The organism is Halopseudomonas sabulinigri (genome assembly GCF_900105255.1).
Classification (GTDB): Bacteria; Pseudomonadota; Gammaproteobacteria; order Pseudomonadales; family Pseudomonadaceae; genus Halopseudomonas; species Halopseudomonas sabulinigri.
Genome location: NZ_LT629763.1, coordinates 3,460,185 through 3,479,558, shown reverse-complemented (window position 1 = coordinate 3,479,558; position 19,374 = coordinate 3,460,185). Strand labels below are relative to the sequence as shown.

Sequence of the window (19,374 nt, the reverse complement as noted above, 5' to 3'; positions counted from 1 at the left end):
TCACATCAGCACCACGTCGTACTGTTCCTGGGTGTACATGGTTTCCACCTGGAACTTGATCGGGCGCTCGATGAACAGCTCCAGATCAGCGACGTTACCTGACTCCTCGTCCAGCAGGCGGTCGATCACCGCCTGCGAGCCGAGCACCATGTAGGCGCCCGCCTGATAAGCGCGCGCTTCGCGCAGGATCTCGCGGAATATCTCGTAGCAGATGGTTTCCGGCGTTTTCTGGATACCGCGCCCATTGCAACACGGGCAGGGCTCGCAGAGCACCTGTTCGAGGCTCTCCCGCGTGCGCTTGCGGGTCATCTGGATCAGCCCCAACTCGGTGATACCGATGATATTGGTCTTGGCATGATCGCGCTCCAGCTGCTTCTCCAGGGTACGCTGTACCTGCCGTTGGTGTTCTTCATCTTCCATGTCGATGAAGTCGATGATGATGATGCCACCCAGGTTGCGCAGCCGCAGTTGCCGGGCAATCGCGGTCGCGGCTTCAAGGTTGGTCTTGAAGATCGTCTCTTCCAGGTTGCGATGCCCGACAAAGGCGCCGGTATTCACATCAATGGTGGTCATTGCCTCGGTCTGATCGATCACCAGGTGGCCGCCGGATTTGAGCATGACGCGGCGATCCATGGCTTTCTGGATCTCGTCTTCCACGCTGTAGAGGTCAAAAATCGGCCGCTCGCCCGGATAATGCTCCAGCAGCTCCTCAACGCCGGGCATCAGCTCCTGCACAAACTGCTCGACCTTCTGATAGGTTTCGCGCGAGTCGATGCGCACCTTTTCCAACCGCGGGTTAGCCAGATCACGCAGGGTGCGCAGCGCCAACGGCAGGTCTTCATAGATCACCGAAGGGGCTGGCGCCGAGCCCATCTGCTGGGTGATCTGCAACCACAGGCGACGCACGTAGCGAATATCCACCAGGATGTCCTCGGCGCGCGCACTTTCTGCCGCCGTGCGCAGAATGAAACCACCGGACTCCTCGATACTCTCCCGCTCGACGCAGTCAGCCACAATCTGCTTGAGCCGCTCGCGCTCGGCCTCGTCCTCGATCTTCAGCGAAATGCCCACGTGCGGTGTGCGCGGCATATACACCAGATACCGCGAGGGGATCGACAGGTGGGTCGTCAGGCGTGCGCCCTTGGTGCCAATCGGATCCTTGGTCACCTGTACCACCAGTGCCTTGCCTTCATGCACCAGCGCGCTGATGGGCTCCACCGCAGCCCCTTCGCGCTCGGAAATCTCGGAGGCATGGATAAAGGCAGCCCGCTCCAGGCCGATATCCACAAAGGCCGCCTGCATGCCCGGCAGTACCCTTACCACCTTGCCCTTGTAGATATTGCCGACGATACCGCGACGCAAGGTGCGCTCGATGTGCACTTCCTGCAGCACGCCGTTCTCGACCAGGGCTACGCGGGTTTCCATCGGAGTGATATTGATCAGGATTTCTTCGCTCATGGGCTCTTCCATTCGTGTCTTGGCACCAGAGTACCGGTGTTGCCGATCCCATGACAGCTGCGTTAGCAGGGTTGCCAGCAGGAAATGCCAAATCCTTTGAGTAATGCTGCCGTTTCCAGCAAGGGCAGCCCGACCACTGCGCTGTAGCTGCCGCTGATATGCGCCACAAAGATCGCGCCCAGCCCCTGAATACCGTAGGCTCCGGCCTTGTCTGCCGGCTCACCGCTGGCCCAGTAAGCAGCAATCTCGGCCGCGCTCAGGCAACGAAAACGCACCTGCGTGGTAACCAGCCGCAGCTCGACCTGCTCGCCACGGGCCACCGCCACCGCCGTCAGTACCTGATGTTCGCGATCAGACAGCGCGGCCAGCATCTGCGCCGCGTGCTCGCGATCGCGCGGCTTGCCCAGTATCTGCTCATCGAGCACCACCGCGGTATCAGCCGCCAGCACCACCGCGCCAACAGGTGACGCCGCTACCCCCGCCAGCACCTTGTCACGGGTAACACGCTCGACGTAGGCCGCCGGCAACTCATTGGGCATGACCTGTTCGTCAACTTCACAATGCACGCGCTGCGTCGGCACACCGATCTGCGCCAGCAGCTCACGCCGCCGCGGCGAGGCCGACGCCAGCAGCAAACACGCCTCAGATGACACGGAACCGCCGCTTTATGCCCTGCAGCAGGGTATGCACCCAGGGCCAGAGGATAGCGCTAACCAGCGCCGGCAACAGAAACAGCAGGGTCGGCGGGCGATTGCCACTCAAGCTGTTGAGCCACAGCAATACCATCTGGGCGATACCAAAGACGGGCAGCATAACCAGGCTTTGCTGCCACAGCGGAAAGCGGCGAATACGTTGATGCAGCAACAGCAGCTGCCAGACTATCAGGGTCATCACCAACGCGTGCTGCCCAAACAACTGTCCAAACAGCACATCGCTAACCAGCCCGGCCAGCCAGGCGGTCAGCAGCCCTACCCGGTGCGGCAGCGCCATCACCCAATAGGCCAGCACCAGCGCCAACCACATGGGCCGGCCGAGATTGAACGGCTCGGGCATCGGCATCACGCTGAGCAGCAGCGCGACCAGCAAAGTAAAGATAATGACCAGGCTACTGCGCATTATCGGCCTCCTCAGCATCTGCCGCTGGGGCGGTCTCGTCGGCAGCCGCCTGCGTCGTGGCAGCGGGCTCAGCGGTTGGCGCGGCCTCGGCCTCTGGCGCGCCCGGCGACAGATCCAGCGCCGGCAGCACATCGCCATAGCCACTTTCCGGGCTGAACACCAGCAACAGATAACGGCTGCGGTTCAACTGCGCCGACGGCGCGACGCGCACTTCGGCAAACGACTGACTCGGATGGCGGACCACCGATTGCACGCGGCCCACCGGATAACCCGCCGGGAACCGCTGGCCGAGGCCGGAACTGACCACAATGTCACCCTCGCGGATGTCAGCGGTATCGCCCACGTAGCGCAATTCCAGCCACTCATTGCGCCCGGTGCCGCTGGCAATCGCGCGCAAGCCGTTGCGATTGACCTGCACCGGCAGGCTGTGGGACGCATCGGTAATCATTAGCACGCGAGCGGAATAGGGCAGGACTTCGACCACCTGCCCCATCAAACCGGTAGCATCCAGCACCGGTTGGCCCAGAAACACGCCATCGTTCTCGCCCTTGTCGATCAGGATGCGTTGGGTAAAGGGATTAGGGTCAACACCAATAAGCTCAGCAACCAGCACCCGCTCATCCACCAGCGAGGAGGAGTTGAGCAATTCGCGCAGACGCACATTCTGCTCGGTCAGGGTGGCGAGTTTCTGCAGCTTGCGCTGCGTGAGCAGCGCCTCGGCGCGCAGGCGCTCGTTGTCGGCGATCAATTGGGCGCGACTGGAGGTCAGTTCGGTGACCGTATCCCAGCCACGTACCGGCAGCTCGGCGGCGTAATACAGAGGGGAAACAAACAGGCCCAGCTGCGAACGCAGGGGCTTGAGCGCGTCAAAACGAGCGTCCACCACCATCAGGGCGATGGACAACACCGTCAGCACGATCAGACGCACGCCCAGCGACGGGCCCTTGATAAATAGCGGTTTGATGGCAAGCTCCTCGCAGCCACAAGCTTGATGCGATCAGCGGCAAGCCGGACCATACCGGAAAGCCCGGCACGCTGAGCCCGCCCGCCGCCTGCGACTCACTCGGTCGACAGCAGATCCATGGTGTGCTGATCCATCATTTCCAGTGCCTTGCCGCCACCACGGGCCACACAGGTCAACGGCTCTTCGGCGACAATCACCGGCAGACCGGTTTCCTGCGCCAGCAGTTTGTCCAGATCACGCAGCAAGGCACCGCCGCCGGTGAGGATCAGGCCACGCTCGGCAATGTCCGACGCCAGCTCTGGCGGCGACTGCTCCAGCGCGCTCTTGACCGCCTGCACTATGGTCGCCAGCGACTCCTGCAGCGCCTCCAGCACTTCATTGGAGTTCAGCGTAAAGGCACGTGGCACGCCCTCGGCCAGGTTGCGGCCGCGCACGTCCACTTCCAGGGTCTCGCCGCCCGGGAAAGCCACACCAATTTCCTGCTTGATGCGCTCGGCAGTGGACTCACCGATCAGGCTGCCGTAGTTGCGGCGAACGTAGGTCACAATGGCTTCATCAAAGCGGTCACCGCCCACCCGAACGGATTCGGCATAGACCACGCCGTTCAGCGAGATCAGCGCGATTTCAGTGGTACCACCACCGATGTCGACGACCATTGAGCCGCGGGCCTCTTCTACCGGCAGACCGGCACCGATGGCAGCCGCCATCGGCTCTTCGATCAGGTACACCTCACGGGCGCCAGCACCCAGTGCCGATTCACGGATCGCGCGGCGTTCAACCTGGGTCGACTTGCAAGGCACGCAGATGAGTACGCGGGGGCTGGGCTGGATGAAGCTGTTTTCATGCACCTTGTTGATAAAGTACTGCAGCATCTTTTCGCAAACGCTGAAGTCAGCGATGACGCCGTCCTTCATCGGGCGAATAGCCTGAATATTGCCGGGCGTACGTCCCAGCATGCGTTTGGCGTCGGTACCGACAGCGACCACGCTTTTCTGATTACCGGCGGTGGTACGAATCGCCACAACGGAGGGTTCGTCCAGTACAATACCGCGATCCCGAACGTAAATAAGCGTGTTGGCAGTGCCCAGGTCGATGGACAAATCACTGGAAAACATGCCACGAATTTTTTTGAACATGCGTTGAATATACCCCGAGGACGCGTGGGTTAAGTTATGGGAAGCACTGATAAGTTGCCTGCCGCGGCGCCGCCGAAACCCCAATAGCGGCAAAAGGCCTTGATGGATGGCCCATCAAACCGGGTCAAACAGGGAACTGATCGCTACTTCTGTCGGTACTTCAGAAAGTGTCGCAACTCTAACAACGGCGGGGTTTTTGGGCAAGGCGCGACTGTGGTAAATTCGCGCCTTTGTCCGGAATTCCGACTGAGGGCCGCTCCAGCGTCAACGCCCCCGGCCTACCCTCCGACTCAACACCGGCTTAATGGAGCTCTACACGATGTCCTTTGACCGCACAGATGTGGAAAAGATCGCTCATCTTGCACGTATCGCCCTCAATGACGAGGAAATACCTGCAACCACAGCCAAGCTGTCGGGCATTCTCGGCCTGATTGATCAGATGCAGGCTGTCGATACCAGCGGCGTTACTCCCCTGGCTCACCCGCTGGAAACCACGCAGCGCCTGCGCGCTGACGTTGTTACCGAACATGACCAGCACGCGGCCTTTCAGGCCATCGCACCCGCCACCGAATCGGGCCTGTATCTGGTTCCCAAGGTCATCGAATAATTCGCCGCGCCACGACAAGAGATTACCCCATGCACGAGAAAACCCTGGCCGAACTGTCCCAGGCCCTGCAGAGCAAGACCCTGTCCAGCGTCGAGCTGACCCAGCACTACCTCAAGCGCATCGAACAATTCGACGCTGAACTGAACAGCTATATCACCGTCTCGCCAGAGCTGGCGCTGGCCCAGGCGAAAGCCGCAGATGAGCGCATCGCCGCGGGCAAGGCCGACGCCCTGACCGGCATCCCCTTGGCGCACAAGGATCTCTTCTGCACCCAGGGTCTGCGCACCAGTTGCGGCTCAAAGATGCTCGACAACTTTGTTGCTCCCTACGAGTCGACTGTCACCCAGCGCTTCATCGACGCCGGCGCGGTCAGCCTCGGTAAGACCAACCTGGACGAGTTCGCCATGGGCTCCTCCACCGAATCCAGCTTTTACGGGCCTACCCGCAACCCCTGGGATACCGAGCGCGTACCCGGGGGCTCCTCCGGTGGTTCTGCTGCTGCGGTCGCCGCACGCCTCTGCGCTGGCGCTACCGGCACCGACACCGGCGGCTCGATCCGTCAGCCGGCCGGCTTCACTGCCCTGACCGGGCTCAAGCCGACCTATGGGCGCGTCTCGCGCTGGGGCATGATCGCCTACGCCTCCAGCCTTGACCAGGGCGGCCCGATGGCCCGCACCGCCGAAGATTGCGCTCTGATGCTGCAGGTCATGGCCGGCTTTGACGACAAGGACTCCACCAGCGTTGACCAGCCGGTCGACAACTACAGCGCCAGCCTGAACAACTCGCTCAAGGGCCTGCGCATCGGCCTGCCGAAGGAATACTTCGCCGGCGGCTTGGACGCCGCTACCGCGGACGCTATCGACGCCGCGGTCAAGCAATTCCAGGCGCTGGGCGCCGAGGTCAAGGAAATCAGCCTGCCGAACGCCGAACTGGCGATTCCGGCCTACTACGTGATCGCCCCGGCGGAAGCCTCCTCCAACCTGTCACGCTTTGATGGCGTGCGCTTTGGCTACCGTTGCAATGATCCGGCGGACCTGACCGATCTGTACAAGCGCTCGCGCGGCGAAGGCTTTGGTGCCGAAGTGAAGCGCCGCATCATGGTTGGTGCCTATGCGCTATCGGCCGGCTATTACGATGCCTATTATCTGCAGGCGCAGAAGATTCGCCGCCTGATCAAGAATGACTTCGTGGCCGCCTATGAGCAGGTTGATGTCATTCTCTGCCCCACCTCGCCGACCCCGGCGTTCAAGATCGGTGAAAAGATCGACGATCCGGTCAGCCTCTACCTGACCGATATCTACACCATTACCGCCAACCTCGCCGGGGTACCGGGCGTCGCCCTGCCCGCCGGGTTTGCCAATGGTCTGCCGCTGGGCATGCAACTGCTGGGGCCCTATTTCAGCGAAGCTCGCCTGCTCAACATCGCGCATCAGTACCAGCAGGTCACTGATTGGCATCAACGCGCCCCGGCCGGCTACTGAGAGGATTGACAGTTATGCAATGGGAAATCGTCATCGGGCTGGAAATTCATGCCCAGCTCACCACCGCGTCGAAGATCTTCTCCGGCAGCGCCACCACCTTCGGCGCCGAGCCCAACACCCAGGCCAGCCTGATCGACCTGGGCATGCCCGGCACACTGCCGGTGCTCAACGCCCAGGCCGTGCGCAAGGCGGTCAAGTTCGGTCTGGCGATTGATGCCGAGATCGGCATGACCAACGTGTTCGCACGCAAGAACTACTTCTACCCCGACCTGCCCAAGGGCTACCAGACCAGCCAGATGGACCACCCGGTGGTGGGCAAGGGTTACCTTGATATCACCTTGGAAGACGGCACGGTCAAGCGCGTTGGCGTCACCCGCGCGCACCTGGAAGAAGACGCCGGCAAGAGCCTGCACGAAGACTTTCAGGGCATGAGTGGCATCGACCTGAACCGCGCCGGCACGCCGCTGCTGGAGATCGTTTCCGAGCCCGATATGCGCAGCGCCAAGGAAGCGGTAGCCTACGCCAAGACCATTCACTCGCTGGTGCGCTATCTGGGCATTTGCGACGGTAACATGGCCGAAGGCTCGCTGCGCTGCGACTGCAACGTCTCGGTCCGCCCCAAGGGCCAGACCGAGTTCGGCACGCGCTGCGAGATCAAGAACGTCAACTCGTTCCGTTTTATCGAGAAGGCGATCAACACCGAAGTACAGCGCCAGATCGAGCTGATCGAAGACGGCGGCAAGGTGGTGCAGGAAACCCGCCTGTATGACCCGAACAAGGACGAAACCCGCTCCATGCGCAGCAAGGAAGAAGCCAACGACTACCGTTACTTCCCCTGCCCTGACCTGCTGCCAGTGGTCATCGAGCCATCCTTCATCGAAGAAGTCCGGGGCGAGCTGCCGGAGTTGCCGCAGCAAAAACGCGAGCGCTTCGAGAGCCAGTTTGGCCTTTCTACCTACGACGCCAGCGTTCTCTCGGCCAGCCGCGAACTGGCAGACTACTTTGAAGAGGTGCAGGCGGTGTGCGGTGATGCCAAGCTGGCGGCCAACTGGGTGATGGGCGAGCTGTCCAGCCTGCTCAACAAGGCCGATCTCGGCATCGAGCAATCACCGGTCAGCGCGGTGCAACTGGGTGGCATGATCCAGCGCATCAAGGACAACACCATCTCCGGCAAGATCGCCAAGATGGTGTTCGAGGCCCTGGCCAACGGCGAAGGCGACAGCGCTGATGCCGTAATTGAAAGCAAGGGCCTGAAACAGGTGACTGACAGTGGCGCCATTGAGGCTATGCTGGATGAAGTCCTGGCGGCCAATGCCGAGCAGGTTGAGCAGTATCGTGCAGCCGAAGAAGCCAAGCGCGGCAAGATGTTCGGCTTCTTTGTCGGCCAGGCAATGAAAGCGTCCAAGGGCAAGGCCAATCCGCAGCAGGTAAATGAATTGCTGCGCAAGAAGCTCGAGAGCTGAACCGAACGACGGGAACAGGGTCACAAACGCTCTTTTCCCGTCGCCAACCGAGGAACCCGCGATGCGCCACGCAGCGCTTTGTATAGCCACACTGCTGTTACTGTCGCTGAGCGGCGGACCCGCCTTTGCTTACGCCGATCATCTGCAAAGCCAGGACGGCGAGCAATGGACCCAGGTTGGCAAGGCTTCCTACTATTCCTCCCGGCTGCATGGCCGACGCACCGCCAGCGGCGAGCCTTATGACGAAACAGCACTGACTGCTGCCCATCCCACATTGCCCTTCGGCACCCTGGTGAAGGTCACCAATCTATACAACGATCGCAGCGTGGTGCTGCGGATCAACGACCGAGGCCCCTTTGTTGGCCATCGCATCATCGATGTATCGCAGGTGGCGGCAGAGCAACTCGGCATGATTCGCGCCGGCAGCGTGCGCGTACGAGTCGAGCACTTCGAGGAAGAGGCCGACGCCGACAACTGACCGCACCACCGGGCTGACGCTGTCAGCTTGTCTCCCGCACCGCCTCTCTGCGATCCCATTCGCCCAAGCAACCGCAATACCAGACACCTTCGATCAACAGCCGACCCACGGCAATCGTCGATCATTATCGAGCAAAACCGCTCAACCCGTTGTCTCAAACCTGGTGAAACCCAGCTCATCACTATACTGGAAGCAACAACGGCGTCAGCCGAATCGGCCGCCAACGGCATACCGGCGGCCTGAACCTACAACAAGGAGCTATTCATGACAGAAGCCAAAACCGGTTGGAGAGCCACCATTCTGGTCCCGGTCTTCGCCCCTGCCGTCATCGTCACCCTGCTGCTGGTGATCGGCACCATCAGCAACCCCGAACTCGCCGGCAACCTGTTCTCTGCCACGCTTGCCTATATCACCGAAACCTTCGGCTGGTTCTACATGCTGGCAGTCGCCAGCTTTTTACTCTTTATCGTCATCGTCGCCTGCAGCGGTTGGGGCAACATCAAGCTGGGGCCAGATCACGCCGCGCCGCAGTACAGCTTCCCGGCCTGGTTTGCCATGCTGTTTTCGGCTGGCTACGGCATCGCCCTGCTGTTCTTCGGCGTCGCCGAGCCGGTCACCCATTTTGCCAGCCCGCCCGCAGGCACACCGGAAACCCTGGACGCCGCCAAGCAGGCCATGCAGATCGCCTTTTTCCACTGGGGCTTTCACATCTGGGCCATCTACGGCCTGGTCGGTTTGGTACTGGCCTATTTTTCATTTCGTCATGGGCTGCCACTGTCCATGCGCTCGGCGCTCTACCCGCTGATCGGTGAGAAGATTCATGGCCCGATCGGCCATACGGTCGATGTGGTGGCCATTCTCGGCACCCTGTTCGGCATCGCCACTACCCTGGGGCTGTCGGTAGCGCAGATCAACGCCGGGTTGAACTACCTCTGGCCGAGCATTCCGGTCGGTAGCACCGTGCAGGTAATTGCCATTGCGGTAGTCACCAGTCTGGCGCTGATCTCGGTCGTGGCCGGGCTCGACAAGGGGGTGAAGAACCTGTCGATCCTGAACATGGTGCTGGCCGTAGCGCTGATGCTGTTCGTGTTTCTGGTGGGCCCCTCGATTTTCATTCTTGAGGCCTTTTTGCAGAACACCGGCAGCTACCTGAACAACATCGTTGAGCGCACCTTCAACCTGCAGGCGTACACGCACAGCGACTGGATCGGCAACTGGACACTGTTCATCTTTGGCTGGACCATCGCCTGGGCGCCCTTTGTCGGCCTGTTCATTGCCAAGATCAGCCGCGGTCGCACCATTCGCCAATTCGTCTTCGGCGTGATGCTGGTGCCCACGATCTTCACCTTCCTGTGGTTTTCCATCTTCGGCGACACCGCGCTGCACCTGATCATGAACGAGGGCTATAGCGCGCTGATTACCGAGGTACAGGCGGACAAGGCGATCGCCCTGTTCAAGCTGTTCGAACACTTGCCACTGACCTCCATCGTTTCCTTCATCACGGTGATTCTGATTGTCACCTTCTTCGTCACCTCATCAGACTCCGGCTCGCTGGTAATCGACTCCCTCGCCTCGGGCGGCCTGATGGCCACACCGGCCTGGCAGCGTGCGTTCTGGGCGATTCTGGAAGGCGTGGTAGCCGCAGTACTGCTTATCGCTGGCGGTCTCAGCGCACTGCAAACCATGACCATCGTCACCGCCCTGCCCTTTGCCATCATCATGATCATCGCCATGCTCGGAATGTGGCGCGCATTGGTGATCGAAGGCCACCGCGATGTCAGTCTGCTGCATCACATGCAGGTCAGCCGCTACAGCGAAGACAGCCTCGCAGCCAACTGGAAGAAACGCCTGGCCGGTATCGTCAACTTCCCCAACCGGGCGGATGTGGAAGGCTTTATCGACAAGACTGTGCTGCCCGGCATGCAGCGCCTCAGCCAGAATCTGGTGGAGCAAGGTTGGCCTGCCGAGGCGAAACTGGATACCGAGCACGGGCGTGCCTATGTGGAAATCGTCAAGCCCGGGGAATTGGACTTCATCTACGAAGTGCGCCTGCGTGAATACACCCGCCCCAGCTTTGCCTACGCGCAAATGCAACGCGAAGATGACGAGGAGCAACACTACTACCGCGCTGAAGTCTTTCTGCGCCGCGGTGGCCAGACCTACGATGTGTACGGCTACGATGAGCAGGAAATCATCGGTGACATCCTCGACCACTTCGAGAAGTACCTGCACTTCCTGCACATCTCACCCGGCGTGCTGCCCTGGAACATGGCAGAGCACGATGAAATGCTGCAGGGCGAACCGCCAACGCCGGCCAGCTGATATATCTCAGGCACAAAAAAACCAGCCGCTTGGCTGGTTTTTTTGTGCCCTGCTAAAGCCTTACTGCTGCAGAATCTGCAGCAACTGCTGATCCTGAAAAACCCGGGTCAGGGCATCGCTCATTACCTCGGTAACCATCTTGGTATTGGTTGCCTGGTTGGGCGCATAGCCAAAGCGCTGTTGCAAGGAAGAGCCATAACGACCCTGATAGTTCTTGTTCATATTGCGCGCCTCGGCAGTAAAGGTGGCACTGATGTCCGCCTGGGTGACGTAGCTGCTGCCTTTGGGCGAGGTGTAGGTCAGCTCGCTGAGGCCCACGGTCAGACGGTTGGCATTCTGGGTGCCTTCCGGTACTACATTGAAACCCAACTGACGCACACCCTGCTCAACCTGCTGACGCACCGCGTTGATGGTGCTGTCGCTGATGGTGATGTTGCTGGAGTCGGGATAAATACCGCCGCGGGTACCCAGGATCTTGGACTGACGCACATCCTGCACCGTGACCACTACCGGCTGCTGGCGCGCCACTGGATTAAGCGGTTTGTTGATCTGCGGCTGCACATTGAGTTGTTGGGGGCTGTGGGCACACCCCACCAGACCGACGGCCACCAGGGCCAACATGAAGATACCTGCACGCTTGAGCATAACGCCTGACTCCTGCCGTTCATTAAAAAAGGGAATTGGAAAGCCACTTGCAACCTTCGACAGGCGCAGCATACGCCGGTTCCGCGCGGCAAAACAGCGACGAAAAGGCTGTCATCAAGCTGCAACAGCGCTGGCCTAGACTGCCGGCACATACCCCCTGCGGAGGATCACGCCATGTTTGCGCTGGATCTGTTCAAACGCCGTCAACGCCAATACTTTGCCCAACTCGATCTGCGCGGCCATTGCGTGGCCCTGTGGGAGTTGGACCAGCCCCCGGCAAGCGGAAACTGGGTACGCGTCCATGAACTGGACCCGCGCTGGATTGGTCGCCCGCTGCCCGCGCACGCCGTGGTTGCGCCACAGCCGCGCCATCAGCGCAGCTGGCGCTTGCAGCACGCCTGAACTCAGCGCGCGCCAGCCGCTTCCAGGACGGCGACGTAGTCTTCACCTTGGGCGTGCGTCTTGACTGTCTGCAAGAAGGTGTTGCCCTGGGCATCGGTCGCATTGAGATCGAACCCTGCCGCCTTGAACATCACCAGAAAGCGCTCGAAATCCTCAACGCGCAAGCCGCGATAGGCGCGGATCAGTACGTGCTGGTCGGCCGATTCATCGGTATAGGGGCGGGCCTGCAGAAACACCGCGACCTGCTCGTCGGTCATCGGCTCGCCAATCACCTTTTCTTTATCTTTACGCATGAATATCCCTCATCGGCAGGCTGAAAAGCCGGCATTGTAACCAGCCTCGCGGGCGCTCACCAGCGCTGCTGTGTCAGGGCTGCGGCGTTTGCGGTGCAGAATGGATGTCGCCCCAGACCAGACCGTTGCCATAAAAGCGCGCCTGTACGTACTCCGCACCCGGACTGTTGAGCTGTTGCAACAGCACCGGCAACAAGCTCTCGGGATAGACCAGCATCAGGGTTTGACGGCGAGCATCCAGCCGCGCCGGCGGCAATGCAGCGCCGCTGGCAACAAACCGCACCTCGGCGCGCTGCACCGGGCTGCCGGGCAGCAAGGTGCGGCCCTGCAATAGCAGAAAGCCGTTGGCCTGCGTGCTGCCGGCAGCGGCACCCGGGCGCTGCTCAGACGCGACGACGACGCGGTACTCCTGTATCTCGAACAGCACCTGCTCGGGCTTGTCTTGCCGCTGGTTGTACAGGTCGACCGGCATGGCGTCGTCGTGCGGCAAGGTCACGGACGCGGCTAATGCCGGCAGACCGGCCAGCAAGAGACTTAGCCCCAGGCCTGACAGCAAGGCGGCCCGCATCAGCTCAGTGCCCCTTGAGCGCAAAGATACCCGCGGCATTGCGCCAATAACCCTTGTAATCCAGCCCATAGCCGAAGATGTAACGGTCTTCGACGTCCAGCCCGGTAAAGTCGGCGCGCATGCCGGCATACGCCTTGCGATCGTGCTGTTTGTCGAGCAACACCGCGGTGAATACCTTCTCGGCGCCCGCATCGCGGCAATACTCGACAATCGCCGCCAGGGTGTGCCCTTCATCCAGAATGTCATCGACGATCAACACCGTGCGTCCCACCAGTGAGTGCTCGGCGCGCGCTTTCCAGAACAGCTCGCCGCCGGACAACTTGTTACGGTAGCGAGTGGCATGCAGATAGCTCACTTCCATCGGGAAGGGCAGCTTGGGCAACAGCTTGCCAGTAATGATCAGGCCGCCGTTCATGACGCTGTAAACAATCGGGTTGCTGTTTGCCAGCTCGGTACAGATGGCGCCAGCCATGTTATCCAGCGCCGCCTCGACCTCTGCCTCGCTGAACAGGCAATCTGCCTCGGCCATGACCTGTTTGATGTGTTGCAGATCTGCCGACATGCAGAACCTCCGGGAATAAATGAATGCTGAATCACAGTGGGATGAAATTGAAGGGAGCGCAAAATACTGATGTTGCGTCTGATGCGCAAGTATAACGGAGGTTTCCGGAAGATGACCGCCTGATCACATTGGTTTAGGCTATAGCAGTATTTTTCCGCGCCCGCCTGCACGAGAGAGCCAGCAATGAATGTCAAAGAGATACGTCACCCCCTGATTCGCCACAAACTCGGCCTGATGCGCCGCGACGATATCAGCACCAAGAATTTTCGTGAGCTGGCGCAGGAAGTTGCCGCGCTGCTGACCTACGAGGCCACGCAGGACATGCTGGTCGAGCCGCACACGATTCAAGGCTGGTGCGGCGACGTCGAGGTCGAGAAGCTGAGCGGCAAGAAGATCACTGTAGTGCCTATCCTGCGCGCCGGCCTGGGCATGCTCGACGGCGTACTCAGTCTGATTCCCAGCGCCAAGGTCAGCGTCATTGGCTTGGCACGCAACGAAGAAACCCTGGAAGCCGACACCTATCTGGAGAAACTGGTGGGTGAACTGAATCAGCGTACCGCGCTGATCATCGACCCCATGCTGGCCACCGGCGGCTCCATGGTCGCGACTATCGACATGCTGAAAAAGGCCGGTGCCCGCGAAATTCGCGCACTGGTGCTGGTCGCCGCACCCGAAGGTATCGCGCGGGTCAACGCCGCGCACCCCGAGGTGGCGATTTACACCGCTTCGGTCGATCAACGCCTCAACGAGCACGGCTACATCATCCCAGGTCTGGGCGATGCCGGTGACAAGATCTTCGGCACCAAGCAGAAGGATATCGTCTGATGGAGGGCGTTCACACCCACGGCTGGCGCACCGCGCTGGCCGGTTCACAGATGTTGTTCGTCGCCTTCGGCGCCTTGGTATTGATGCCACTGATTACCGGTATGGATCCCAGTGTCGCGCTCTTTACCGCGGGCATCGGCACCCTGCTGTTTCAATTCACTACCCGCCGCCAGATCCCCATCTTCCTGGCCTCCAGCTTCGCCTTCATCGCTCCCATTCTGTACAGCAATCAGACCTGGGGGCTGCCCGCAACGCTCGGCGGCCTGCTGGCAGCCGGCCTGGTGTATATCCTGCTGAGCCTGGTGATTCGCTGGCGTGGCCCCGGCTTTATCCAGCGTCTGCTACCTCCAGTGGTGGTGGGTCCGGTCATCATGGTGATCGGCCTGGGGCTGGCGTCGGTGGCTGTCAACATGGCGATGGGCAAGGCCGGTGACGGCAGCGCGCAACTGGTTGACAGCAACCTGGCGTTGATCATTTCCATGTCGGCACTGGTCACCACCATTGTGGTCGCGGTGTTTGCCAAGGGCATCTTCCGGCTGGTGCCGATTCTGGCCGGCGTATTGGTGGGCTACAGCCTGTCGTGGCTGCTCGGCGTGGTCAGCTTTGACGCGGTGGGCGCAGCGCCCTGGCTCGCGATACCACAGTTTGTTACCCCCGAATTCAAACTGGCCGCTGTGCTTTTCATGATTCCGGTGGCCATTGCACCGGCAATTGAACACATCGGCGACGTGCTGGCGATTGGCGGGGTGACCGGCAAGGATTACCTGAAAAAACCCGGCCTGCAGAACACCCTACTGGGTGACGGCATTGCCACCTCAGCCGCTGCGCTGTTTGGCGGCCCGCCGAATACCACTTACTCAGAGGTCACCGGCGCGGTGATGCTGACCCGCAACTTCAACCCCAACGTGATGATCTGGGCGGCGGTATTTGCCATCGCTCTGGCCTTCGTAGACAAGTTTGGCGCGATATTGCTGGGCATGCCGGTGCCGGTAATGGGCGGCATTCTCTGCCTGCTGTTCGGCTCCATTGCGGTGGTTGGCATGAACACGCTGATTCGCCACCAGATTGACCTGTCGCAGGCGCGCAACCTGTGCATCGTCTCGGTCACCTTGGTGTTCGGCATCGGCGGCATGGTCATCGGCAATGACAGCTTCAGCCTGCAGGGCATCAGCCTGTGCGGCGTGGTCGCTATCGTACTCAACCTGCTGTTGCCGCAGGCCAGGGAGCAAGCCAGCCTGGCGGAGTAAGCCTAGTCAACGGCGCCAGCAGCGACTGTCTGCTGGCGTGCGTTGCCCCACCTGATTGAGGCTGTAACTGGCACAGGCATCCTCCGCCATCGGACCGCCCGCTACCGCATCCGCACGCAACTCGTAGACCTCTCGGTCGCGCGTCAGACTAAGCCGATAGACCGCCCTGCCATTGGCTGGACTCTGCTGCTGCAAGCCTTCCACCGTACCCACCGCGTAGTTGCCCTGACGGGCAAAGTGGCGTTCCAGACGGTGGGCATTTTGCAACAGCAACCCGGTCACCTCGGCGCGGTGCGCCTTGCGCACATGCTCCAGATAGGAAGGGTACGCCACGGCCGAGAGTATGCCGACAATCACCACCGCCACCAGTAGTTCGATCAGAGTGAAGCCACGTTGCGCACTCACAGCAGCTGACGCCAGAGTATTCGCTCGAACAGGCAATGTGCCTGCCCCTGCACGGCAGTCGGCCCCGCCGAACCCTGCACCAGGTACAGCTCGGGATTGCAGTCGCTCTGCGCCTCGCTGCTTTCGTCCGGCGGCAGATCCAGCACGCGCAACTCGCCGGGCAGACCAATATCCAGCCGCAGCCCGGCAGCCGGTTGATCCTCTTTACTGACCTGCCCATCGGCGTTGCTGTCCAGGGTGGCGATGGGCAGCATGGCGCCGGTATCCAGCGCTAACGACATCAGCCAGCCACCGCTGCGGGTGACGCAGGGGTCAGCGCCCTCGCCCAGTACAAAGCCGGTACTGAACAGTACCCGCGAGTCCTTGATGCGCGCCGCGCGGTACGCCTTCTCACCTTGCCCCGGTAGCGTCAGCCGCCAACCGTAGTGTTGCGCCCAGTCGACCGGCTCGGCGCTGGAGAAACGTACCGCGGGCGCATCACCCTCGCCCGGCTGCTCCTGCACGATCTTTTGTGCCTGCAGGTGCGCCGGCGTCAGCCCGCCGCTGGGTATGCTGGGCGCGTCCAGCACCGCATAGAAGGCCTGACTGCGAGTATCGGAAAGGTCCGCTGGCTGCAGAAACTGCCCGGTGCCAAACAACAACAGATCCGCCTTCCCCTGGGCACTGGGGTGCAACACCGGCGCCACATTGATCGGCTGACCTGCTGCAGCGGTGAACAACGGGGTACCGGCATGGGCGACAGTCCAGTTGTGGTAGTCAGCGTCACTCAGATCGAACTTCCATAGCTGACCGTGCTGGTCGCCGGCAAACCCCGCCTGCAGGCCAGCTTGCTCATCCTGTTGCAGGGTCAGCCCGGCCAAGCCGTTGAGTGCAGCGGTGCCAGCACGGTCGCCAACCACAATGCGGTGCAGCAGCTGCCCTGTGAGGGCATCGACCACCAGCAATGCCGCGTTGCCGCGCGCACTGCCGTAGCCGTTGCCCGTGAGCAACAGTGCCTGCCCGGCCACCGTCACCAGTTGCGGCTCGGCATACAGATAGCCCAGATCACCCCAACCTGGCTGGTCAGCGCTTACCTCCCAGAGTAAATCTGGCTCGGCGTAAGAGGCGCCCGGCCGCAGTAACTGCAGGGCAAACAGCGCCTTGCCACCGGCCCCCAGACCTCCCGCCGCCAGAGTAGACCAGCCCGTAGGCAACTCCACATCGGCCACGCCGATGCGCCCGTCGGCACCGCTCAGGTGGCGCGTGCCGTGGCCATAATCGGATCGCGCCCATTGCCCCAGCCGAGGCTGCAGGGTCGCTGGCAGGTAGGCGTACACCTGTTCTCCCTGACCACTGAATGCGCGCACAAAGCCATCGTTGGCGCCCAACAGAATAAGCTCAGGCAGTGCCTGGCGCTTGGCCAGGTAGGCGGCATAGCTGGCGCTTTGGGTGGTCGCCGGCGGAGTCGCCGAGAGCAGCACCGGCGAGGCATTGAGCACGTCGCCCAACTGATGACGCCGTTGTCTGAGGCCGGGGAGACGCTGCCCGCGCGCCCAGTCGAGCAGCTGCTGACCCGCGCCCGGCTCGATCAGTCCGGCGTCCGCAGCAGCAGCGCTCAGCGCCGATTGCTGCGCGGTCGACAGCTGACTGAGGGTTCTGCCATCCAGCGTTACCGCTCGGCCCCCAAGGCCGTTTTCAGCGGCCCGCCAGGTTTGCTGCTGGCCGGCGGCCTGCCCGAGCGCCAGCGTGTTGTCGGTAGTCCAGAGCTGGCGCGCTGGCAGCCCTTGCGCGTTCAGCACATGCGCACTCAGGCTACCGCTCCAGTCGGCCGGATCATAGCGGATCTGGTAATAGCGACTACCGCCGGGTTGCAGCAGACTGTCGGCGATCGCCGCCCCGCCGCCGGAGCCCGGGGTGGTAGCAATATCCACCAGGGCCTTGTTCATGGCCCCACGCAGGGCCGCTGCATCACTGACCGACGCGTACTGGCCGCCACCCGCGAGCGCTGCAGCGCGCAGGCGTGAATCATCCAGCTCAAACCCCACAATGAACGTCTGCAGCCGTTGCCGCACAAAAGCAGGGTCATCCCAACTCTGGCCGGCAGCGTCCGCCCCCGCGGCGGCCGGGCGAAGGTCAATCTGGTAACCGAACGCCGCCATGTCATCCAGATAGAAACTGCTGCCTTCGGCCATAGCGTCACCGCCGTCCAGATCGTTGGCCGAGTTTTGATCCCAATCGGGCAGATGGAAGCCGCTGCTTTCGCCGCGGCGGCGACCGTCCGGCTCCTGCGCCAGGCTGGCAGGAAACTCGCGGTCATACGTCGGCAAGCCGTCGGTCAGCAGCAAAGCGGCATTGCGCTGACAACGATACTCGATTGGGCTGCTGAAAGCCTCGCGCTCAAACTCGCCCAGCGATTGCGGATAGAAGGCGCGCATGCCGCGCAGATAGCGGGTTAGCTCGTAGTAGGTTTCCGCCAGTGGCGTCCAGGTCCAGGCGTCACGGTCATCCCCTGCTGCCGGCGCCAGGGCATTCATGGCGCTGTGCAGCCGCGCCAGATGCTGCTGGCCTGCCGCGGTATCGGCGTCGATGCCAGCGACCGGCACCAGCAGTTCGCCGCCAGGCGCGTCCCGATTCTGATCACCCTGACCTTCGCTGGCACGGAAGGCGAACAGGCCAAAACGCAAGTGCCTATGCTCCGCCATGACCTCGCGCGCCGTGCGCCGCGCCACTGCCAACCGGGTTTCTTCGCCAACCTGGTTCATCACCATGCTGGACGAGTTGTCCAGCACCAGTACCACGTTGGCGGGCGCCGTTGCGGCCGCAGCGATAGGCCCGCTCAAGGGCGTGAAGGCCTGCGCGCTGCCGACCAAAGAAAGCCCCGCCAAGAGTGCCAGCCAGCTTGAAGGGTAGGCTTTAGAGGCGTGTATGCGCATAGGTCGCCTCCAATACCGTGCGGCTGTTGCCACTCTGGCTGAGTACCGAAACCCGATACAGGGTACTCGGCGAGCTGACGACAACACGCACTGGTATGGAGCTGGTGCCGATCCGCTCAAGGCGATACCAGAGTTGCACGTCACCGGTCTGCAAGCTGTCGCGCGCGGCGTCTGGCAAGGCCTGCCAACTGGCGGCATAGGCGTTGGCGTCCTGCGCGGACAAGCTTCCGGCATCGCAGGGCGCATGCTCACAGCGACTGGCCGGCAAGCGCATGGCGTTCTGCCGCAATTGCCGTTCTACCCAGCGCACACCGGCTTCAGCGGCCTGAAAACCAAGATTGCGCTGTTGCAGATTGGCGACCATGCGCTCCTGGCTGGTCGCCGAACGTACTCCCGCCAATGCCGCCAGCGAGAGCAACAATAAAAACACCAGACTGACCATCAGCGCCGCACCGCGCTGAGTATTACTGCTGCTCATGCCAAACCTCCC

At 61.7% G+C, this 19,374-nt stretch carries 20 protein-coding genes; 8 read left to right on the top strand and 12 right to left on the bottom strand.

Features of this window, described 5'->3' with window-relative positions; all coding sequences use genetic code 11:
• The 5 genes from rng to mreB all read right to left on the bottom strand — a co-directional run bounded on the left by rng (nt 1) and on the right by mreB (nt 4,674).
• Nucleotides 1-1,458 carry a ribonuclease G gene (gene rng, locus BLU26_RS15810; protein WP_092287817.1) on the bottom strand — a complete coding sequence of 486 codons (1,458 nt, stop codon included), beginning with the start codon at nt 1,456-1,458 and terminating at the stop codon, nt 1-3.
• A 62-nt stretch (nt 1,459-1,520) separates the two neighbouring features.
• A complete protein-coding gene (locus tag BLU26_RS15805) occupies nt 1,521-2,111 on the bottom strand; it encodes a Maf family protein (protein ID WP_231701964.1) in 591 nt (196 codons plus the stop codon).
• Nucleotides 2,101-2,574 (bottom strand): rod shape-determining protein MreD, encoded by a 474-nt coding sequence (gene mreD, locus BLU26_RS15800; RefSeq protein ID WP_092287815.1) that lies wholly within the window; start codon nt 2,572-2,574, stop codon nt 2,101-2,103. Before mreD ends, BLU26_RS15805 begins: the two co-directional genes overlap by 11 nt.
• The gene (gene mreC, locus BLU26_RS15795; RefSeq protein WP_231702077.1) at nt 2,564-3,493 is read right to left on the bottom strand and encodes a rod shape-determining protein MreC; all 930 of its coding nucleotides are present in this window, start codon (nt 3,491-3,493) and stop codon (nt 2,564-2,566) included. The genes mreD and mreC overlap by 11 nt, the downstream gene beginning before the upstream one ends.
• A gap of 140 nt (nt 3,494-3,633) precedes the next feature.
• Nucleotides 3,634-4,674 (bottom strand): rod shape-determining protein MreB, encoded by a 1,041-nt coding sequence (gene mreB / locus BLU26_RS15790; RefSeq protein WP_092287813.1) that lies wholly within the window; start codon nt 4,672-4,674, stop codon nt 3,634-3,636.
• Between the two features lie 319 nt (nt 4,675-4,993).
• Here mreB and gatC point away from each other — a divergent pair, with 319 nt between their 5' ends.
• The 5 genes from gatC (at nt 4,994) to BLU26_RS15765 (ending at nt 11,025) form a co-directional block, all read left to right on the top strand.
• Nucleotides 4,994-5,281, top strand: a complete 288-nt coding sequence (gene gatC / locus BLU26_RS15785) for an Asp-tRNA(Asn)/Glu-tRNA(Gln) amidotransferase subunit GatC (protein ID WP_092287812.1) — start codon at nt 4,994-4,996, stop codon at nt 5,279-5,281.
• A 29-nt stretch (nt 5,282-5,310) separates the two neighbouring features.
• Nucleotides 5,311-6,762: an Asp-tRNA(Asn)/Glu-tRNA(Gln) amidotransferase subunit GatA gene (gene gatA, locus BLU26_RS15780; protein ID WP_092287811.1), complete on the top strand. Its 1,452-nt coding sequence runs from the start codon at nt 5,311-5,313 to the stop codon at nt 6,760-6,762.
• A 14-nt stretch (nt 6,763-6,776) separates the two neighbouring features.
• The gene (gene gatB, locus BLU26_RS15775) at nt 6,777-8,225 is read left to right on the top strand and encodes an Asp-tRNA(Asn)/Glu-tRNA(Gln) amidotransferase subunit GatB (protein ID WP_092287810.1); all 1,449 of its coding nucleotides are present in this window, start codon (nt 6,777-6,779) and stop codon (nt 8,223-8,225) included.
• Between the two features lie 61 nt (nt 8,226-8,286).
• Nucleotides 8,287-8,703 carry a septal ring lytic transglycosylase RlpA family protein gene (locus BLU26_RS15770; protein ID WP_092287809.1) on the top strand — a complete coding sequence of 139 codons (417 nt, stop codon included), beginning with the start codon at nt 8,287-8,289 and terminating at the stop codon, nt 8,701-8,703.
• 264 nt (nt 8,704-8,967) lie between these two features.
• On the top strand, nt 8,968-11,025 hold the full coding sequence (locus tag BLU26_RS15765; protein ID WP_092287808.1) for a BCCT family transporter: 2,058 nt from the start codon (nt 8,968-8,970) through the stop codon (nt 11,023-11,025).
• A gap of 60 nt (nt 11,026-11,085) precedes the next feature.
• Here BLU26_RS15765 and BLU26_RS15760 read toward each other — a convergent pair whose 3' ends face one another.
• Nucleotides 11,086-11,670 carry a YajG family lipoprotein gene (locus BLU26_RS15760; RefSeq protein WP_092287807.1) on the bottom strand — a complete coding sequence of 195 codons (585 nt, stop codon included), beginning with the start codon at nt 11,668-11,670 and terminating at the stop codon, nt 11,086-11,088.
• A gap of 174 nt (nt 11,671-11,844) precedes the next feature.
• On the opposite strand from BLU26_RS15760, the gene BLU26_RS15755 reads away from it, so the two are divergent.
• Nucleotides 11,845-12,072, top strand: a complete 228-nt coding sequence (locus BLU26_RS15755; RefSeq protein ID WP_092287806.1) for a hypothetical protein — start codon at nt 11,845-11,847, stop codon at nt 12,070-12,072.
• 2 nt (nt 12,073-12,074) lie between these two features.
• Here the strand turns inward: BLU26_RS15755 and BLU26_RS15750 are convergent, their stop codons facing one another.
• The 3 genes from BLU26_RS15750 to BLU26_RS15740 all read right to left on the bottom strand — a co-directional run bounded on the left by BLU26_RS15750 (nt 12,075) and on the right by BLU26_RS15740 (nt 13,495).
• A complete protein-coding gene (locus tag BLU26_RS15750) occupies nt 12,075-12,365 on the bottom strand; it encodes a PA4642 family protein (RefSeq protein ID WP_172830663.1) in 291 nt (96 codons plus the stop codon).
• A 73-nt stretch (nt 12,366-12,438) separates the two neighbouring features.
• Nucleotides 12,439-12,933 (bottom strand): hypothetical protein, encoded by a 495-nt coding sequence (locus BLU26_RS15745; RefSeq protein WP_092287804.1) that lies wholly within the window; start codon nt 12,931-12,933, stop codon nt 12,439-12,441.
• Nucleotides 12,934-12,937: 4 nt separating this feature from the next.
• Nucleotides 12,938-13,495 carry a hypoxanthine-guanine phosphoribosyltransferase gene (locus BLU26_RS15740; RefSeq protein ID WP_092287803.1) on the bottom strand — a complete coding sequence of 186 codons (558 nt, stop codon included), beginning with the start codon at nt 13,493-13,495 and terminating at the stop codon, nt 12,938-12,940.
• A 183-nt stretch (nt 13,496-13,678) separates the two neighbouring features.
• Here BLU26_RS15740 and upp point away from each other — a divergent pair, with 183 nt between their 5' ends.
• A complete protein-coding gene (gene upp, locus BLU26_RS15735; RefSeq protein ID WP_092287802.1) occupies nt 13,679-14,320 on the top strand; it encodes a uracil phosphoribosyltransferase in 642 nt (213 codons plus the stop codon).
• On the top strand, nt 14,320-15,567 hold the full coding sequence (locus tag BLU26_RS15730; protein ID WP_092287801.1) for a uracil-xanthine permease family protein: 1,248 nt from the start codon (nt 14,320-14,322) through the stop codon (nt 15,565-15,567). The genes upp and BLU26_RS15730 overlap by 1 nt, the downstream gene beginning before the upstream one ends.
• Before the next feature lie 6 nt (nt 15,568-15,573).
• Here BLU26_RS15730 and BLU26_RS15725 read toward each other — a convergent pair whose 3' ends face one another.
• Genes BLU26_RS15725 through BLU26_RS15715 form a run of 3 tightly spaced genes read right to left on the bottom strand, consistent with a single transcriptional unit; the run spans nt 15,574 to nt 19,362 of the window.
• On the bottom strand, nt 15,574-15,972 hold the full coding sequence (locus tag BLU26_RS15725) for a type IV pilin protein (protein WP_197674498.1): 399 nt from the start codon (nt 15,970-15,972) through the stop codon (nt 15,574-15,576).
• Nucleotides 15,969-18,884, bottom strand: a complete 2,916-nt coding sequence (locus BLU26_RS15720; RefSeq protein ID WP_157719382.1) for a PilC/PilY family type IV pilus protein — start codon at nt 18,882-18,884, stop codon at nt 15,969-15,971. The genes BLU26_RS15725 and BLU26_RS15720 overlap by 4 nt, the downstream gene beginning before the upstream one ends.
• Nucleotides 18,865-19,362 carry a pilus assembly PilX family protein gene (locus tag BLU26_RS15715; protein WP_157719381.1) on the bottom strand — a complete coding sequence of 166 codons (498 nt, stop codon included), beginning with the start codon at nt 19,360-19,362 and terminating at the stop codon, nt 18,865-18,867. The genes BLU26_RS15720 and BLU26_RS15715 overlap by 20 nt, the downstream gene beginning before the upstream one ends.
• Between the last annotated feature and the right edge of the window lie 12 nt (nt 19,363-19,374).

What these genes read in the sequence shown, in the direction of transcription:
- BLU26_RS15755 (WP_092287806.1), top strand. Translation starts at nt 11,845, where the DNA reads ATGTTTGCGCTGGATCTGTTCAAACGCCGTCAACGCCAATACTTTGCC.
- BLU26_RS15730 (WP_092287801.1), top strand. Translation starts at nt 14,320, where the DNA reads ATGGAGGGCGTTCACACCCACGGCTGGCGCACCGCGCTGGCCGGTTCA.
- rng (WP_092287817.1), bottom strand. Translation starts at nt 1,458, where the DNA reads ATGAGCGAAGAAATCCTGATCAATATCACTCCGATGGAAACCCGCGTA.
- mreD (WP_092287815.1), bottom strand. Translation starts at nt 2,574, where the DNA reads ATGCGCAGTAGCCTGGTCATTATCTTTACTTTGCTGGTCGCGCTGCTG.
- upp (WP_092287802.1), top strand. Translation starts at nt 13,679, where the DNA reads ATGAATGTCAAAGAGATACGTCACCCCCTGATTCGCCACAAACTCGGC.
- BLU26_RS15760 (WP_092287807.1), bottom strand. Translation starts at nt 11,670, where the DNA reads ATGCTCAAGCGTGCAGGTATCTTCATGTTGGCCCTGGTGGCCGTCGGT.
- BLU26_RS15765 (WP_092287808.1), top strand. Translation starts at nt 8,968, where the DNA reads ATGACAGAAGCCAAAACCGGTTGGAGAGCCACCATTCTGGTCCCGGTC.
- BLU26_RS15750 (WP_172830663.1), bottom strand. Translation starts at nt 12,365, where the DNA reads ATGCGTAAAGATAAAGAAAAGGTGATTGGCGAGCCGATGACCGACGAG.
- gatB (WP_092287810.1), top strand. Translation starts at nt 6,777, where the DNA reads ATGCAATGGGAAATCGTCATCGGGCTGGAAATTCATGCCCAGCTCACC.
- BLU26_RS15720 (WP_157719382.1), bottom strand. Translation starts at nt 18,884, where the DNA reads ATGCGCATACACGCCTCTAAAGCCTACCCTTCAAGCTGGCTGGCACTC.
- mreB (WP_092287813.1), bottom strand. Translation starts at nt 4,674, where the DNA reads ATGTTCAAAAAAATTCGTGGCATGTTTTCCAGTGATTTGTCCATCGAC.
- BLU26_RS15715 (WP_157719381.1), bottom strand. Translation starts at nt 19,362, where the DNA reads ATGAGCAGCAGTAATACTCAGCGCGGTGCGGCGCTGATGGTCAGTCTG.
- BLU26_RS15770 (WP_092287809.1), top strand. Translation starts at nt 8,287, where the DNA reads ATGCGCCACGCAGCGCTTTGTATAGCCACACTGCTGTTACTGTCGCTG.
- BLU26_RS15740 (WP_092287803.1), bottom strand. Translation starts at nt 13,495, where the DNA reads ATGTCGGCAGATCTGCAACACATCAAACAGGTCATGGCCGAGGCAGAT.
- BLU26_RS15745 (WP_092287804.1), bottom strand. Translation starts at nt 12,933, where the DNA reads ATGCGGGCCGCCTTGCTGTCAGGCCTGGGGCTAAGTCTCTTGCTGGCC.
- gatA (WP_092287811.1), top strand. Translation starts at nt 5,311, where the DNA reads ATGCACGAGAAAACCCTGGCCGAACTGTCCCAGGCCCTGCAGAGCAAG.
- gatC (WP_092287812.1), top strand. Translation starts at nt 4,994, where the DNA reads ATGTCCTTTGACCGCACAGATGTGGAAAAGATCGCTCATCTTGCACGT.